We start from the raw sequence: 15,687 nt of genomic DNA, 5'->3' as shown, positions 1-15,687 counted from the left end.
GCCCGGGCACGGGCACCCTCAGGTCGGCAGCAGGTACTCCTCACTGGCGTGGTGGCAGGCGCTCGGGTGGTGTCCACCTGGCCGCGTCACCAGCGGCGGCTCCTCGGTGGCGCAGATGTCGGTGGCCTTCCAGCAGCGCGTCCGGAACCGGCAGCCGCTCGGCGGGTCCACCGGGCTCGGGACGTCACCGGTCAACCGGATCCGCGTCCGCCCCGCGCGCACCGACGGGTCCGGCACCGGCACCGCCGAGAGCAGCGCCTGGGTGTACGGGTGCGACGCCCGGGTGTAGATCTCGTCCTCGGTCCCGAGCTCCACCATCTTGCCCAGGTACATCACGCCGACCCGGTCGGACAGGTGCCGCACGACGGACAGGTCGTGGGCGATGAAGATGTAGGACAGCCCGAACTCGCGCTGCAGGCTCCCGAGCAGGTTCATCACCTGCGCCTGGATGGACACGTCGAGCGCGGAGACCGGCTCGTCGCACACGATGATCTCCGGGCGCAGCGCGAGCGCACGGGCGATCCCGATGCGCTGACGCTGCCCGCCGGAGAACTGGTGCGGGTAGCGGTTGACGAAGTCCGGGTTGAGCCCGACGACGTCGAGCAGCTCCTGCACCTTCGCCCGTCGCTCCCCCTTCGGCGCGACCTCCGGGTGGATCTCGAACGGCTCCCCGACGATGTCGGCGACCGTCATCCTCGGGTTCAGCGACGTGTACGGGTCCTGCAGCACGATCTGCATCTGCCGGCGCAGCGCGCGCAGCTCCGCCCCGCGGCGGGCGAAGATGTCCTCGCCGTGGAAGCGCACCGAGCCCGACGTCGGCGGCTCCAGCCGCATCAGCACCTGGGCCAGGGTCGACTTCCCGCAGCCGGACTCGCCGACGATGCCCAGCGTCTCGCCCTTGTTCAGCGAGAACGAGACGCCGTCGACGGCACGCACGTGGCCGACGGTGCGTTTGACGACCGCACCGACCTTCACCGGGAAGTGCTTGACGAGGTCGGTGACCTCCAGAACGGGCTCGCTCATACGAGGTCCTCCGCGAACAGGCACGCCGACGCCCGCGCTCCGGGCAGGGGGATCAGCGGCGGATCGGTACCGAGGCAGCTCTCCACCGCACGCGGGCAGCGCGGGTGGAACGGGCAGCCGTCGGGGATGGCGGTGAGCGTCGGCGGGAGCCCGGTGATCGCCCGCAGCTCGGTGCCCTTGCTGTCCAGCCGCGGGATCGACGCGAGCAGCGCCTCGGTGTACGGGTGGGCCGGGTTCGCGAAGAGCTGGTGCACGTCGCCCTGTTCGACGATCCGGCCCGCGTACATCACCGCGATCCGGTCGGCGACCTCCGCGACGACACCCAGGTCGTGGGTGATGAGGACCAGCGCCATCTCCCGTTCGCGCTGGATCTCGGCGAGCAGGTCCATGATCTGGGCCTGCACGGTGACGTCGAGCGCGGTCGGCGGCTCGTCGGCGATGAGCACGTCGGGGTCGAGCGCCAGCGACATGGCGATCATGACGCGCTGGCGCATCCCCCCGGAGAACTCGTGCGGGAAGTTCGTGACCCGCTGCTTGGCCCCCGGGATGCCGACCAGGTCGAGCAGCTCGACGGCGCGGGTGCGGGCGTCGCGCCTGCTCATCCCGCGCCGCGTCCGCAGCTGCTCGCCGATCTGGAACCCGACGGTGAACACCGGGTTCAGCGCGGACAGCGCGTCCTGGAAGATCATCGCGATGTTCTCGCCACGCAGCTCCCGGCGCCGCTCCTCGGTTGCGGTGAGCAGCTCCTCGCCGCGGTAGCGCACCGAGCCCGCGGTGACGGTCGCGGGCGGGGTCGGCAGGATCCCCATCACCGTGTTCGCGGTGACCGACTTGCCGGAGCCGGACTCCCCCAGGACGGCGAGGGTCTCCCCCGCCCGCACCTGGTAGCCGACGCCGTTCAGCACCCGGGCGACGCCGTCGCGGGTACTGAACTCGACGTGCAGGCCCTCCACCTCGAGCAGCGGGGTCATGACCGGCCCTTCGGGTCGAACGCGTCGCGCACGGCGTCGCCGAGCAGCACGAAGGCCAGCACGGTGACGACGAGGAACGCGCCGGGGAACAGGAGCAGGTGCGGCGAGGTCCGCAGGTAGCTCTGCGCCTCGCTGATCATCACGCCCCAGGAGACGACGGGGTCGCGCAGACCGACACCGAGGAACGACAGCGGGGCCTCCGCCCCGATGAACGCGCCGAGCGCGATCGTCGCGTACACCATCACCGGGGCGATGGTGTTGGGCAGCATGTGCCGCCAGATGATCCGCCACGGGCTCGCGCCGAGCGCGCGGGCGGCCTTGACGTAGTCCTGGCTCCGGGCGGCGATCGCGGCGGACCGCATGATCCGCATGACGATCGGCCAGGACAGCAGCCCGATCGTGCCGATCACCAGGCCGCTGATGCCGATCACGCTCTGTCCGACCGACGCGCGGAAGGTGGAGAGCACGACGATCGCGCCGAGGACGAACGGCACCCCGAAGAAGACGTCGGCGACGCGGGCGAGCAGCGAGTCGACCCAGCCGCCGGCGAACCCGGCGATCAGGCCCATGACGGAGCCGACCAGCACGACCGCCGTCGTCGCCAGCACCCCGACGACGATCGAGACGCGGGTGCCGTGGACGGTGCGTGCGTAGACGTCGCGGCCGAGGTGGTCGTAGCCGAACCAGGCCTGGGCCGACGGGTCCTGCCGGGCCCGGGACAGGTCGCCCGCGGTCGGGTCGACCGAGGTGAACAGCTGCGGGAACGCGGCCATGACCAGCAGGAACGCGATGAGGCCCGCCGCGACGAGGAACAGCGGCCGTCGGCGCAGGTCGTGCCAGGCGTCGCCGCTGAGGCTGCGGGTGCGGGCCGACACCTCGGCGCGGCCGTCGGTGGCGACGGGCTTGTCGGCGGTGGCGGTGGTGGGGTCAGTCAAGGCGGATCCTCGGGTCGAGCAGCGCGTAGGTGACGTCCACGACGAGGTTCGCGAGCAGGTAGACGATCACCAGCAGGACGACGACGCCGGTCACGACCACCCCGTCGAGCCGCTGGATGGAGCCGAAGATCAGCCCACCGATGCCGCGGATGTTGAAGATGCCCTCGGTGACGATCGCCCCGCCCATGAGCGTGCCGAAGTCGGCGCCGAGGAAGGTGATCACCGGGATCGCCGAGTTGCGGGTCAGGTGGACGCCGACGACACGGCGCCGGGTCAGGCCCTTCGCGGTCGCGGTGCGGACATAGTCGGCGCGCAGGTTCTCCGCGATCGACGTCCGGGTCAGCCGCGCGACGTAGGCCAGCGACAGGCTGCCGAGCACGTAGCCGGGCACGACCAGGTCCAGGAACCCCGGGTCGGCCGGGACGGTCGGCGGGACCAGGCCCAGCCGCAGCCCGAGGACGGACTGCAGCACGTAGCCGGTCACGAACACCGACACCGCGACCAGGAACAGCGTCGCGGTGAGCACGACGTTGTCGAGGAAACCGCCGGGCCGCAGCCCGGTGAGCACGCCCGCGGTCAGGCCGATGACCGCCTGGATGACCAGCGCGACGATCGCGAGCTTGATCGTGACCGGGTAGGCGTTCGCGATCAGCGTCGCGACCTCCTGGCCACGGAAGTTCTCGCCGAAGTCGCCCCGCAGCAGGTTGCCGAGATAGGTGAAGTACTGGACGACGATCGAGCGGTCGAGCCCGTACTCCTCCCGCATGCGCTCGATGAACGCGGGCGGGCAGGCCTGGTCGCCGCACTTGCCGGCGAGCGGGTCGCCGGGCAGCGCCCAGACCATGAAGTAGATGAGGAACGTGGTGCCGAGGAACACCGGCACCAGTTGCAGGAGTCGTCGCAGGACATAGCGCCCCACGGGTCACCTCCGGGTACGTGCGCCGGCGGCCGGGGATCGCCCGGCCGCCGGTGCGTGTGGTGGGGTGGGGCGGGATCAGCCCTGGACGGTCACGGTCTCCAGGTCGAGCTCACGGCCGTAGGTCATCTCGACGTTCTGCAGCCGTGGGGACCAGCCGAACTGCGCGGACTGGTCGTTGATCGCGACGGCCGGCATGTCCTGGATCAGGATCCGCTCGGCCTCGGCCCACAGCGCGTAGGCCTCCTCGGCGGTGGCCGCGGTCGAGCCCTGCTGGACCAGCGCGTCGAAGCGCGGGTTGGTGTAGCCGCTGTTGTTGTTCGCCGCACCCGTCGTGTACTGCGGCCGCAGCACGTACTCCATGGTCGGGGTCGAGGCGACCCAGCCGGAGCGGAAGATGCCGGTCAGGTTCTCCGCCCGGCGCTGCTCCAGGAACTCCGAGAAGGTCGGGACCGGGACGAAGTTGCAGGGCACGCCCAGGGTGTTGCTGATGCTGACGCAGGCGGCCTGCATCCACTCGCGGTTGATCGCGGAGTCCACGTTGGAGATCAGCTCGATCGGGCCGGTGAAGCCGGACGCGTCGAACTACTGCTTGGCCCGCTGCGGGGAGAAGGTGCACAGCTCGCCGCACTGGTCGTCGACCTTGCCGGGCACACCCTCGGGGATGAAACCGGTGGCCGGCTTCACGAGTCCGTTGTAGACGTTGGCGATGATCGCCTCGCGGTCGACTGCCATCGAGATCGCCTGCCGCAGCTGCGGGTTCGCGTAGCGCTGGTCGTAGATCGGGAAGGTCATCGTGTTGATGCCGGCGTAGGGCTGGTTGCCGTTCCGGTCGGCCAGATCCTGCTGGTACAGGTTGTCGATCAGGAACGAGCCGGGGATGGTCTCGAGGAAGTCCAGGTTCCCGCTGACGACGTCCTGGTAGGCGGCCTCGCTGTCGGCGTAGAAGCGGAACTCGACGCCACCGACGGCGACCGGCTGCTCGCCGCCCCACTCGTCGTAGCGGGTCACGGTCACGTTCTGGTCCGGCACCCGGGACTCGAAGCGGAACGGGCCGTTGCCGACCGGGTTGGCCTCGAACGCGGCCGGGTCGGCGAAGAAGGACTCCGGCATCGGGTAGAACGCCACGTCGCCGAGGGTGTTGACGAAGATCGGCGACGGCGCGGACAGCGCCACGGTGAAGGTTCGCTCGTCGACGACGCGCAGCCCCGACATCGTCTGTGCGGTGGGTTCGCCCTCGTCCGGGTTGACCTGGTCGAACCCGGCGATGTTGGAGAAGAACTCCGCGCTGGACTGGGCGTTGGTCTTCAGCGCCACGTAGTTCCACGCGTCGACGAAGCTCTTCGCGGTGACGGGCGTGCCGTCGTGGAAGGTCCAACCGTCCTTGATCCGGATGGTCCAGTTCCGCGAGTCGGTCGACTCGATCGACTCGGCGACCTTGTTCTCCGGCTCGCCCTGCTGGTTGTAGTCGACCAGCCCGGACCACAGGGCGTCCAGGATCTTGCTACCGCCGGTCTCGCGGGTGTTGCCCGGCAGCAGCGCGTTCTCCGGCTCGGTGCCGAAGACCGAGATCGTGGGGGCGCCCTGGGCGTCGCCCGTGGTGCCGCCTCCCCCGCCGCCACAGGCGCTGAGCACCAGCGCGGAGGTCAGGGAGAGCGCGAGCAGCGCCGCGACTCGAGGTGATCGCATCAGAGTCCTGTCTGTCCGGGACGGCCGCGCCCTGCGTGGTGCGCAGGCGGCCGGTGCGGTTCGGTGGTGGGTCGCACGGTAACCACAGCATCCCGGTTCTCTGGTTACGAATCTATTGCGTCCGCCGTCATTGCACCGAGCAACACGGAATTGCGCACGACGGTCGGTGACCGGATCGCGACAGCACGCCCGGAGCGGTCAGTCTCGAAAAGGCATCGGCGCAGGTCGGACGCATTCCCTACATTCTTCCGTCGCGCAACATTGCATTGCGCATCGCAATGTCTCTGCGCTTCATGTGACCAGTGCCACAGATATCGACAGAGCTCGAGCCTGTGAGCAGCGAGGGCAGGTAAGACCGACAGCCCGAGGGCGACCGCTGTCCCATCACATGGAATCCACCCGTCGCGACGCGGGACCAGCCGCACTGCCCCATCTCGCCTTCCCAGCGCATTCACCGAAACGTTCTCCGGTGACCGTCGAACGATTATCGACATTGCCGTGGCGGCGATTCTCCGATGCCTGCACCGCTTCCCGCCGACACCGCGGCGGCGCGTGTACGACGGCCGACGGGAATTGCCGGAACCACCCACGGAATCACCCACGCGATCACTCACGGAACCGACCGCGGACATCGCCGGCGCGTGCTCCACCTGCAGGACCGCGGGATCGGAGCCGGCCCGACCCCGGCTCCGCGGACGACGACGCCCTTCCGCTGGACGTCAAACGCTCGACGTATACGTTTCAGGAAAGATCACCCGAAACGGTCATTCGAGTACGGTCGTACCAATCGTGCGCGGTCAGCGCGGCGACGCCTGCGTGAACAGATCGCCCTTCAGGTAGATGTTCCAATCGGCCGCCTTGAGCCCGTGCCCGCCGGAGCGCAGGTGGTAGCTCATCGCCGGGCCGGAGAAGGCCTTGTCGGTGGCGGGCTCCCAGCCCGTCGTGCCCAGGCCGTTGTCGCCGAGGCCGTACAGGGCGTAGATCTCGGTCGCCGCCTTGTAGGCGAGGAACTCGCCCTCCGGGTCGGCGTTGGAGTCGTCGCTGGCGCTGGCGATCACCAGCTTGCGCGGTGCGACCAGCCCCATCAGCTCGTGCTGGTCGACGGGCAGCTCGTCGACCTTGTCGCCGTAGTTCTTGTAGGTCTGCGGGAACCAGTGCGGGAAGGAGCTGTTGACCCGTGACACCGTCTCGGCGCCCACTCCCCCGTCGCCGCGCCGGGCGAGCTTCGCACCCGTCGAGCCGGAGTTGTTGGAGATGACCGCGGCGAAGCGCGGGTCCTGGGCACCGGCCCAGAGCGCGGCCTTGCCGGAGCGGGAGTGCCCGATGACCGCGATCTTCGACGGATCGATGTCCTTGTCGGTCTGCAGGTAGTCCATCGCCCGGCTCGCACCCCAGGCCCAGGCGGCGATGGCCCGCCCGGCGTCGTCGGGCAGGTCGCTCCCGGACGGGTAGAACAGGTTGATCATCTTGCTGCGGTAGCTGCCGCTGTCGTCCGGCGCGATCTGGTCGGCGTCGATCTGGGCGAAGGCGTACCCCGCCTTCGTGATCGTCGAGACCGGTGCGTAGTCCGAGGACTGACCCGGGTCGTCGGAGACCGAGCCCCGGTGGTCGATCATCAGGAAGGTGCCGCGCGGGGTCTGCCCCTTCGGCACGAACAGCCGCAGCGTGAAGGACCCGGTGCCCTCCGGGCCGGTGATGCCGATCGTGACCTTCTTGAGGACGACGTCGCCGTCGTCGCTGGTCCGGACGTCGAAGGTCTGCTTGGTCGGCTTGGGCAGCGGCTGGCCGTAGACGTTCTCGCGGAACGCCGCCAGCAGCTCCGCGCGGCGGGTGCCCTCCCACTGGGCGACGTCGGTGACGCCGGTCCCGTCGACCATGCGCAGCGGGTTCGGATACGGCGTGCCGTCGATCGTCACCGTCGCCGCGACGGACAGACCCGCCGTGGGGATCGAGGCGTAGGCGGCGGGGGTGACCGCCGCGGACGTGCCGCCCGCCACGCCCACGCACCCGGCCGCGGCGACCGCACCGACGACGAACAGCGACGTCGCCGTCCTCGCGACGGTGTGCAGGACGCGACGACGGCTGCGCGGACTGATCGGAGTGGACACGGACCGCACGCTACCGAGATGGGAACCCTCTGCAACCGCCGTTGCCGGTATCACGTCGTTCGGGGGATGTGATCACACCCCTACCGTGTGACTCCTGTCGCCACGGGTGTCGCCGCAGGTGACGAACGGGTACGGCGGAACCGCCCGGGCACCCGGAGGAAGCCCGCCGGCGTTCGCGGGTGCGAACCGTCAGGGCCGCGGCGCGGCGTCCTGGGGATCGCCGACGACCGACAGCAGCCGCAGCTTCTCGTAGCTCTCGCTGCCGGGGACGGCGGTGTAGACGAACAGCAGGTGCGCCTGGTCGGGGTCGACCAGGGTCTGGCAGTTCAGCTCCAGCACCCCGAGCTCGGGATGGACGAGCCGTTTCGGGTCCGGCGGTCGCAGACCCACCTCGTGGCGGTCCCACAGCGCGCGGAACTCGGCGCTGCGCCCCAGCAGGTCCTCGGCCAGCGCGGCGGCCCGCGACCCCGGCCCGCGCAGCCCGACGAGCCCGCGCAGCCCCGACGCGTACAGGCGCGACAGGAGCCCGTGGTCCTCGGCGACGTACAGCCCCCGGGCGGCGGGGTCGGTGAACCATCGGTAGCCGAGGCTGCGGGCCGCTCCGGTGTGGACGGTCGAGTCGCCGGTCAACGCGACGCCCGTCGGCGTCTGCCGCAGGGTCTCGCCCAGCTCGGTGACGATCTCGGCGGGGGTGTCGGCGAGCCGGTCGAGGATCCGCAGCAGACCCGGGGCGACGTGTGCGCTGTCGGCGCCCCGTGCGGGCGGGCGCCGCCCGGCGAGCCGGAAGAGGTGGTCGCGCTCGTCGAGGGACAGGTGCAGGCCCTGCGCGATCGCCACCAGCATCTGCTCCGACGGGTGCGGCCCGCGTTCCTGCTCCAGACGGGCGACGTAGTCGGCCGACATGTGGCACAGCGCCGCGACCTCCTCCCGGCGCAGCCCTCCGGTCCGACGACGGCGCCCGCGCGGCAGCCCGACGTCCTCCGGCTGCAGCGCGGAGCGGCGGTGCCGCAGGAACTCCGCCAGTCCGGCCCGGTCGACCATGCACACCCCTCCTCGTGTCCTGCAGCCATTCCTACCGCGCGGGCCGCCACCGCAGCCACGGATCGACGATCAGTGGCTACCGGGCCGCGCCCCGGACAGGCTGATCCCATGACACGCACCCCAGACCTGACCCTTCCCGACCTGACCGGGCGCCGCGCCGTCGTCACCGGCGGCAGCGACGGTGTCGGCATCGGCATCGCCGACCGGCTCGCCGCCGCCGGTGCCGAGGTCGTGCTCCCCGTCCGCAACGCGGCCAAGGGCGCCGCCGCCGCCGACCGCATCCGGGACCGGCACCCCGGCGCGACCGTCTCGCTCCGCGAGCTCGACCTGTCCTCGCTGGCATCGGTCGCCGCGCTCGGGGAGACCCTGCGGGCGGAGGGACGGCCCGTCCATCTGCTGATCAACAACGCCGGCGTCATGACCCCGCCGGAGCGCCGCACCACCGCCGACGGGTTCGAGCTGCAGTTCGGCACCAACCATCTGGGCCACGTCGCGCTCGTCGCGCACCTGCTGCCGCTGCTGCGCGAGGGCCGGGCCCGGGTGGTCTGCCAGATCAGCGTCGCTGCGGCCCGCGGCCCGGTCCTGTGGGACGACCCGGACTCCGAGCGCTCCTACGACGGCATGGCCGCCTACCGGCACTCGAAGATCGCGTTCGGATTGTTCGGCCTGGAGCTGGACCGGCGCAGCCGCGCGGCGGGCTGGGGCATCACCGCGAACCTGTCCCACCCGGGCGTCGCGCCGACCAACCTGCTGGCCGCCCGCCCCGACCTGGGCCGGGAGCGACAGACCTTCGGACGACGGGTGCTCGGCGCGATGTCCCGGGCCGGCCTGCTGATCGGGACCGCCGACTCGGCCGGGCTGCCCGCGCTGCTCGCCGCGACCGCACCGGACGCCGGGCACGCCGTGCTGTACGGGCCGAAGGGGCCGGGGCGGGTGGGTGGGCCGCCCGCCGAGCAGGAGCTGTACCGGCCGCTGCGCGACGCCGACGCCGCCCGCCGGATGTGGGACCTGTCGCAGGAACGGGCCGGTGTCACCCTCGACGGCGCCGCCACCCCCTGACAGCCCCCCTCGCCGACGCCTCCGGAACACCGGCGGGCCCCACCGCCGCGGACCCGCCCGGAGAGGATCATGGAGTCGTCGACGTACGGAGGTGCCCAGTGGACGACCAGTCCCCTCAGGAGCGCGAGATCCTGCTGCACGGACAGCGCGTGAGCTACCGCGAGACCGGTCGCGGAGAGGGCCCGACGGTCCTGCTCGTGCACGGTCTCGCCGCCAGCTCGCGGACCTGGGCCCCGGTGTTCGACGCCCTGGGCGGCGGCCTGCACGTGATCGCGCCGGATCTGCTCGGGCACGGCGCCAGCGAGGCACCGCGCAGCGGTGACTACTCCCTCGGCGGCTACGCGACCGGGCTGCGGGACCTGCTGGCCGCACTCGACGTCGAGCGGGCGACGATCGTCGGGCACTCGTTCGGCGGCGGCGTCGCGATGCAGTTCGCGCACCAGTTCCCCGAGTTCACCGAGCGGGTCGTGCTCGTGTCCTCCGGTGGTCTCGGCCACGACCTGACCCTCGCGCTGCGGGCGGCGAGCCTGCCGGGCACCGAGCTGGTGCTGCGGTCGGCGGCGTCGCTGACCGCGCCGTGGATGCGTCGCGCCGCCCACCGGCTCGCCCACCGCGGCGGCCGGGTGCCGCGCTCGGACATCGACGGTGTGCACACCGCGCTGGAGACCTTCGCCGACCGCGGCACCCGCGGCGCGTTCGTCCAGACCGCGCGGGGCGCGCTGGAGCCGTCCGGCCAGCGGCTCGACGGGGCGCAGCGCCTGCACCTGCTCGAGGAGGTGCCCGTGCTGCTCGTCGGCGGGAACCGCGACCGGGTCATCCCGCCGGCCCACACCCTCGCCGCGCACGACCGGCTGCCCGACAGCCGCCTGGAGGTGTTCGACGGCGCGGGGCACTTCCCGCACGCCGAACAGCCGGCCCGGTTCGTGGCGCTGCTGCAGGACTTCGTCGACGGGACGGCACCGGCCGAGGGCGACCGGGACGCACTGCGCCGCCGGATCCTGGGACTCCCCCGGGTCGGCTGACCCGTCGTCAGCCGGTCGGCGTCCCGTGGCCGCTCGCGCGGAGCGCCCCGGTCAGCGTGTCCGCGCAGAGCTCACGCACCGCGGCCCGGTCGAGGACCGGGTTCTCCAGCCAGTCGAGACAGACGGCGACGAGGAACGACAGCCAGCCGCGCACGGCCAGCCGCACCGGTTCCGGCGTGGGGCCGGAGCCGACCACGGCCCGCAGCACCCGCTCCTGCTGGCGGGCCAGGTTCCCGTCCACGATGGACCGGATGGCCGTGTCGGCTCCGAGCGCGCCCCGGAACAGGGCGCGGTAGCCGTGCGGGTGGGCCTCGACGTAGTCCAGGTAGGCGTCGAGCACGGCCCGCAGCCGCTCCGCCGGTGGCAGGCGGTCGTCGGGTTCGGTGACGGCGAGGAGCGTCGCGGCCTCCTGCTCGACGACGGCGGACAGGAAACCGCGCTTGCTCCCGAAGTAGTGGTAGAGCAGCCCGCGGCTGATCCCCGCCGCCCGGGCGACGTCGTCGACCCAGACCTCGTCGTAGGGCTGCGTCGCGAACAGCGACGCCCCGGCCGCGAGCAGCTGCCGGCGACGGGTCTCGGTGTCCAGCCGCCGGAACGCCGGCCCGGACGGGCTGTTTGACATGGGAGTGGCAGCTTACTAGCGTCGGCCCTTGTTGTACGTGGGTTCAACAAGCGGGGGTACGACGATGCGCAGGCCGTCGGTCCGCACCGCGCGGAACGTGTGGATCGCGGGCTTCTCACTCGCCGCGGTCCTGCAGGGGGTCTTCGGCCGCCGGTTCGCCCGGGGCGCCGCGTGGGGCCGCAACGCCGGATGGCAGCGCGAGATCGCCGTCTGGAACGTCGGGACCCTCGTGACCGCGGCCGGGCTGGCCGGGCTGGGACCCGAGGCCGACCGCGCGCAGGTCCGCGGCTTCGCGGTGCTGTCGACCCTGTTCGGGCTCAACCACCTCGCCGCCGCCCTGCGGTCACCGCGCAGTGGGAGCAACTGGTTCGGGGCGGGGCTGAACGCGGTCGGGATCACCGCCGGCGTCGCGGCCCTGGCCGCACCGCGGCCCGCCCCTCGCGGCCCCGACGAGCGGTGAGACCGCGACCGGCCGGGCCGCCGCTGGTGGAGCAGGTGGACCGGGGCACCGTCCTCGTGACGGGGACCGACGTCAACTGGGTCCTGCTCCGCGAGGGCGACGCCCTCACCCTGGTCGACGGCGGCTACCCCGGGGACGTGGCGGCCGTCGAGTTCTCCATCGCGACCCTCGGCCTCCGTCCGCAGGACGTGGTCGCCATCCTGGTGACCCACGCCCACGTCGACCACCTCGGCGCGGTCAACCCCTTCCACGCCCGGTACGGCACCCCGGTCCTCCTGCACCCGGTCGAGGTGGCGCACGCCCGTCGCGAGCGCCGGGAACAGCTGACTCCCGCGCGGGTGGTCGCCGGGCTCTGGCGGCCGGCCGTCCTGCCGTGGGCGGTGCGCGTCGCCCGGGCCGGGGCGGGCCGGGACGTCGCCGCCGCTCATGCGCAGCCGTTCCCGACCAGCGGCGCCCTCGACCTCCCCGGGTCTCCCGTACCGGTGCCGACCGGAGGTCACACGTCCGGCCACACCGCCTTCCACCTCCCGGCCTCGGGTGCCGTGATCACCGGCGACAGCCTCGTCACCGGGCACGCACTCTCCCCGGCGACCGGGCCACAGCTGCTCCCGGCGTGGTTCAACCACGGGACCGACGAGGAGATGCGGGCGGCGCTGAGCGCTCTGGCCGGCGTGGACGCCGACCTGCTGCTGCCCGGGCACGGCCCGGCACACCGCGGACCGCTGCGCGCCGCCGTGGACCGGGCGGCCGGTGCCCCGCCGGGTGGCGGCCCGCGCACGACGAGAGGACGACGATGACCCGAGGACGGGGACCACGGCGGTTCCGGGAACAGCGGTGGCTGGTCGACGAGGCCCTGCGGGTCCGCGACGTCGAGTTCGACCAGCCCCGGCTGGGCTACCACCTGGGTGCCGTCGGCGACGAGCTCGCGCCGGCCGAGACGGCCGCGCTCCGGGCGGGGATCAACAAGCTCGCGGACTTCGTCCCGGTGGTGCGGTCGTTCGCCGAGCGACGCGCGCGCCGGGCCGAGGACGCCGAGCGGCGCGGCCACCCGGACAGCGCCGCGGTGCACCACTTCGCCGCGGCCCAGATGTGGTCGCTCGCCTGCTGGCCGGTCTGGGAGGACGACGGGCTGGCCCGTGAGCTCGATGAGCGCAAGAACGCCGCCTACCTGGCGTGGGCCCGCCGCGCCGCACACCGTGTCGAACGGGTCGACGTCCCGTTCGGTGACGCCGCACTGCCCGGATGGCTCCATCTCCCCCGCGGCGCCGAGGGTCCGCTGCCCACGGTGCTGGCCATCGGGGGCATGGACGCACCCCGCGAGATGCTGGTCGCCCGCACCGGCAGCCCGTGGCTCGCCCGCGGCGTCGCCGTGCTCGCTCTGGACGGCCCCGGCCAGGGCGAGGCGGCGATCCGTGGTGTCCACGTCACCCCCACCGCCTGGGCCGAGGCCGGCGACGCCGTGATGGGCTGGATCCGCGGCCGTCACGACCTCGACGCCACCCGCGTCGTGGCGTCGGGCACCAGCTTCGGGTCGTTCTGGATGTCCCAGCTCGCGTCCGGGCAACCCGATCTGCTCGGCTGCTCGGTGGCGCTGCCCTGCTTCGAACCGGGCGCCCACACGATCTTCGAGGAGGCCCCGCCGACGTTCAAGGCGCGCCACATGTGGATGGCCGGGCTCTACGACGACGAGGACGCCTTCGACGCGATGGCCGCCCGGTACGACCTGCGACCCCACGCCGAGACGATGCCGGTGCCGTGGCAGATCGTCGGCGGCGCGGCGGACGACCTGTCCCCCTCCTCGTGGGTCCACGAGATGACGCGACGCTGCACCTCCCCGACCTCGGTCACCCTCTACGCGGGCGCCCGGCACTCGATGACCGAGGCCTCGTCGGTCGCGTTCGGGCCCGGCTGGCGGACCCTGCAGGTCGAATGGCTGCACGACCGCCTCCGCGGCCGTACCCCGACGACGGAGAACCTGCTCGTCCTGCCCTCGGGGGAGGTCACCCTCGCCGGGTGAGAACGGGGGTCCCTACTCGTAGCCCTCGTCGCGCAGTGCGGAGCGGTAGCTCGCATCCAGCGCGCGTCGGGTGAGCCCGCTCGTGGCGGTGGCCAGCCCGCGGGCGACCACTCGTGCGGCGCGTCCACCCCGGGCGGCCAGGTGCGCGGCGCCGATCGCGGTGAGGTCCGGGCCGTTCACCGCCGGCCCGGCCCAGAGGGCGTCGACGGCAGGACTGCGCACGAGATCGGCGGTCGCGACCTCCACCACGACGGCGGCGTCGGGCGCCCTGTCCCGCAGCGCCATCGTCGCGAGCAGCGCCGGCTCCACGCTCACCCGCGCCGTACCGGTGAGCCGGACGACGTCGCCGCGACCGGGTACGACGGCGAGCAGCGAGACCTCGGGGCAGCTCATGAGGTTGTGCAGGGTGTCGGCCCGCCGGTTGCCGCGGCGCTCGGGGAACGCGACCGTGTGCCCGTCGAGCAGCCGCAGCAGGGTCGGCCGGTCCCCCCGCGGGCTGGTGTCGTGACGGCCGTCGCTGTCGTGTGAGGTGATGACCAGGAACGGGGTCATCGCGAGGAACTCCGCGACCCCCGGCTCGGCGAGCGGGCCGCTCGCGGGCGGGGTCACGCGAACCGGGTCCGGCACCGCCGTCCACAGCTCGGACCGCAGCACGCAGCGCGCGCAGTGCACGTAGCCCTCCTCCAGCCGGACCTCGACCCGGCCGTCGCGGGTCCCCTCCGCGACGCCGTTGCACCGGAAGGTCTCGCCGAGGCCGGGGATCAGGAACAGCATCGACACCCCCGTCCCGGGCGCGGGCACGTCGTCCAGCGGCACCGACAGCAGCGTGGCGGACTCGGCGCGGACGACACCGGGCCACCCGCCGGCGAGCACGGTGCCGGCCCGGGTGCCGACGGCGACGACCGGGGCGGCGGCGAAGATCTCGCGGCAGCCGTCGTCGAGCACCGCTGTCGACTTGAGCACCACCGGTCTCGGCGGGGTGCCGATGAGGGCGTCGACCTCGTCGGTCGTCCTGAGCGTCTGCATGTCGTCGACGCTAGGATGGCGCTCGTGCGGTAGGTGGCCGATCATGGCCGTGAGACGGCCAACCGGAGGTGCGCGTGTCCGGGACCGTGCTCGCGACCGCGCGGACTCGGTTCGACGACGGGTTCTCCTTCGACCTGCACACGCACGACTTCCATCTGCTCAGCTGGTCGGCGTCCGCGACGGTCACCCACCACACGTCCGAACGCGACTGGCTCGTGCCCCCCACGCATGCGTTGTGGATGCCCGCCGGGGTGCCGCACGCGATCGAGGTGGTCAGCGGCGGACTCGGCTACGGCGTGATCCTCACCGGGACCACACCGTGGACCGAACCGACCGGAGTGCTGGTCACCCCCTTGATCCGGGAGCTCATCGTGCACCTGGGCACCCCCGGCACCGCCGCGCGGGACCGGGCCGAGCAGCTGCTCGTCACGTTGCTCGAACCCGTCCCGAGCACCACCTTCACCCTGCCGGTCCCCGACGACCCACGGCTGCGGACCATCACCGACGCCCTGGTCGCCGACCCCGCGGACGACCGTGATCTAGCTGCCTGGGCCGACCACGTCGCCGCCGGCGTCCGCACGCCGACCCGGCTGTTCCGAGCCGAGACGGGCATGACCTTCGCCCAGTGGCGCACCCACGCCCGCGTCCGTGCGGCGCTGGTCCTGCTCGCACGCGGCACGTCGGTCGGGGCGACGGCCCGGGCGGTCGGCTACCGCAAGCCCGGTGCGTTCGCCGAGGCGTTCCGACGAGTGACCGGCCGGGCCCCGAGCGACCTCGGTTGACACGCAGCGCGGGACC

Annotated in this window: 16 protein-coding genes; 6 read left to right on the top strand and 10 right to left on the bottom strand. The window is 72.6% G+C overall.

From position 1 onward, the window contains the following. Positions 1–18: 18 nt before the first annotated feature. From Ae505Ps2_RS16860 to Ae505Ps2_RS16830, 8 genes are all read right to left on the bottom strand, one after another. Positions 19–1,023, bottom strand: a complete 1,005-nt coding sequence (locus tag Ae505Ps2_RS16860) for a dipeptide ABC transporter ATP-binding protein (protein WP_020626320.1) — start codon at positions 1,021–1,023, stop codon at positions 19–21. Continuing rightward, the gene (locus Ae505Ps2_RS16855; protein ID WP_075553761.1) at positions 1,020–1,994 is read right to left on the bottom strand and encodes an ABC transporter ATP-binding protein; all 975 of its coding nucleotides are present in this window, start codon (positions 1,992–1,994) and stop codon (positions 1,020–1,022) included. Before Ae505Ps2_RS16855 ends, Ae505Ps2_RS16860 begins: the two co-directional genes overlap by 4 nt. Continuing rightward, positions 1,991–2,929, bottom strand: coding sequence for an ABC transporter permease (locus Ae505Ps2_RS16850; protein WP_084786312.1), 939 nt, complete (start codon positions 2,927–2,929; stop codon positions 1,991–1,993). Before Ae505Ps2_RS16850 ends, Ae505Ps2_RS16855 begins: the two co-directional genes overlap by 4 nt. Continuing rightward, positions 2,922–3,848 (bottom strand): ABC transporter permease, encoded by a 927-nt coding sequence (locus tag Ae505Ps2_RS16845; protein ID WP_075329777.1) that lies wholly within the window; start codon positions 3,846–3,848, stop codon positions 2,922–2,924. Before Ae505Ps2_RS16845 ends, Ae505Ps2_RS16850 begins: the two co-directional genes overlap by 8 nt. A gap of 75 nt (positions 3,849–3,923) precedes the next feature. Then, a complete protein-coding gene (locus Ae505Ps2_RS30455; protein ID WP_084786310.1) occupies positions 3,924–4,385 on the bottom strand; it encodes a hypothetical protein in 462 nt (153 codons plus the stop codon). Between the two features lie 45 nt (positions 4,386–4,430). Continuing rightward, entirely contained in the window at positions 4,431–5,534 is a 1,104-nt protein-coding gene (locus Ae505Ps2_RS30450; protein WP_084786308.1) for an ABC transporter substrate-binding protein, read from the bottom strand. A 797-nt stretch (positions 5,535–6,331) separates the two neighbouring features. Further along, positions 6,332–7,642, bottom strand: a complete 1,311-nt coding sequence (locus Ae505Ps2_RS16835) for an acetylxylan esterase (RefSeq protein ID WP_233147578.1) — start codon at positions 7,640–7,642, stop codon at positions 6,332–6,334. Between the two features lie 189 nt (positions 7,643–7,831). Then, complete coding sequence (locus Ae505Ps2_RS16830; protein WP_075306962.1) at positions 7,832–8,683, bottom strand: helix-turn-helix transcriptional regulator; 852 nt, start codon at positions 8,681–8,683, stop codon at positions 7,832–7,834. 108 nt (positions 8,684–8,791) lie between these two features. Between Ae505Ps2_RS16830 and Ae505Ps2_RS16825 the strand changes: the two genes are divergently transcribed. Continuing rightward, positions 8,792–9,742: an SDR family oxidoreductase gene (locus tag Ae505Ps2_RS16825; RefSeq protein ID WP_075333552.1), complete on the top strand. Its 951-nt coding sequence runs from the start codon at positions 8,792–8,794 to the stop codon at positions 9,740–9,742. Positions 9,743–9,840: 98 nt separating this feature from the next. Next, a complete protein-coding gene (locus tag Ae505Ps2_RS16820; protein ID WP_075553760.1) occupies positions 9,841–10,764 on the top strand; it encodes an alpha/beta fold hydrolase in 924 nt (307 codons plus the stop codon). 7 nt (positions 10,765–10,771) lie between these two features. Here the strand turns inward: Ae505Ps2_RS16820 and Ae505Ps2_RS16815 are convergent, their stop codons facing one another. Further along, on the bottom strand, positions 10,772–11,386 hold the full coding sequence (locus Ae505Ps2_RS16815; protein ID WP_075306968.1) for a TetR/AcrR family transcriptional regulator: 615 nt from the start codon (positions 11,384–11,386) through the stop codon (positions 10,772–10,774). Between the two features lie 64 nt (positions 11,387–11,450). Here Ae505Ps2_RS16815 and Ae505Ps2_RS33500 point away from each other — a divergent pair, with 64 nt between their 5' ends. Genes Ae505Ps2_RS33500 through Ae505Ps2_RS16800 form a run of 3 tightly spaced genes read left to right on the top strand, consistent with a single transcriptional unit; the run spans position 11,451 to position 13,863 of the window. Beyond that, the gene (locus Ae505Ps2_RS33500) at positions 11,451–11,846 is read left to right on the top strand and encodes a hypothetical protein (protein WP_075306970.1); all 396 of its coding nucleotides are present in this window, start codon (positions 11,451–11,453) and stop codon (positions 11,844–11,846) included. Further along, positions 11,843–12,643 carry an MBL fold metallo-hydrolase gene (locus tag Ae505Ps2_RS16805; RefSeq protein WP_249265288.1) on the top strand — a complete coding sequence of 267 codons (801 nt, stop codon included), beginning with the start codon at positions 11,843–11,845 and terminating at the stop codon, positions 12,641–12,643. Before Ae505Ps2_RS33500 ends, Ae505Ps2_RS16805 begins: the two co-directional genes overlap by 4 nt. Further along, a complete protein-coding gene (locus tag Ae505Ps2_RS16800; RefSeq protein ID WP_075333553.1) occupies positions 12,640–13,863 on the top strand; it encodes an alpha/beta hydrolase in 1,224 nt (407 codons plus the stop codon). The genes Ae505Ps2_RS16805 and Ae505Ps2_RS16800 overlap by 4 nt, the downstream gene beginning before the upstream one ends. Positions 13,864–13,875: 12 nt before the next feature. On the opposite strand, the gene Ae505Ps2_RS16795 is transcribed toward Ae505Ps2_RS16800, so the two are convergent. Next, positions 13,876–14,889: a pyridoxamine 5'-phosphate oxidase family protein gene (locus Ae505Ps2_RS16795; protein ID WP_075306974.1), complete on the bottom strand. Its 1,014-nt coding sequence runs from the start codon at positions 14,887–14,889 to the stop codon at positions 13,876–13,878. Between the two features lie 74 nt (positions 14,890–14,963). On the opposite strand from Ae505Ps2_RS16795, the gene Ae505Ps2_RS16790 reads away from it, so the two are divergent. Next, complete coding sequence (locus Ae505Ps2_RS16790) at positions 14,964–15,671, top strand: AraC family transcriptional regulator (protein WP_170917050.1); 708 nt, start codon at positions 14,964–14,966, stop codon at positions 15,669–15,671. Positions 15,672–15,687: the final 16 nt, after the last annotated feature.

The sequence above is a fragment of the Pseudonocardia sp. Ae505_Ps2 genome (assembly GCF_001932425.1).
Classification (GTDB): domain Bacteria; phylum Actinomycetota; class Actinomycetes; order Mycobacteriales; family Pseudonocardiaceae; genus Pseudonocardia.
Note: the sequence above shows the minus strand (reverse complement) of the source record. Positions and strands in the feature narration are given on the sequence as shown.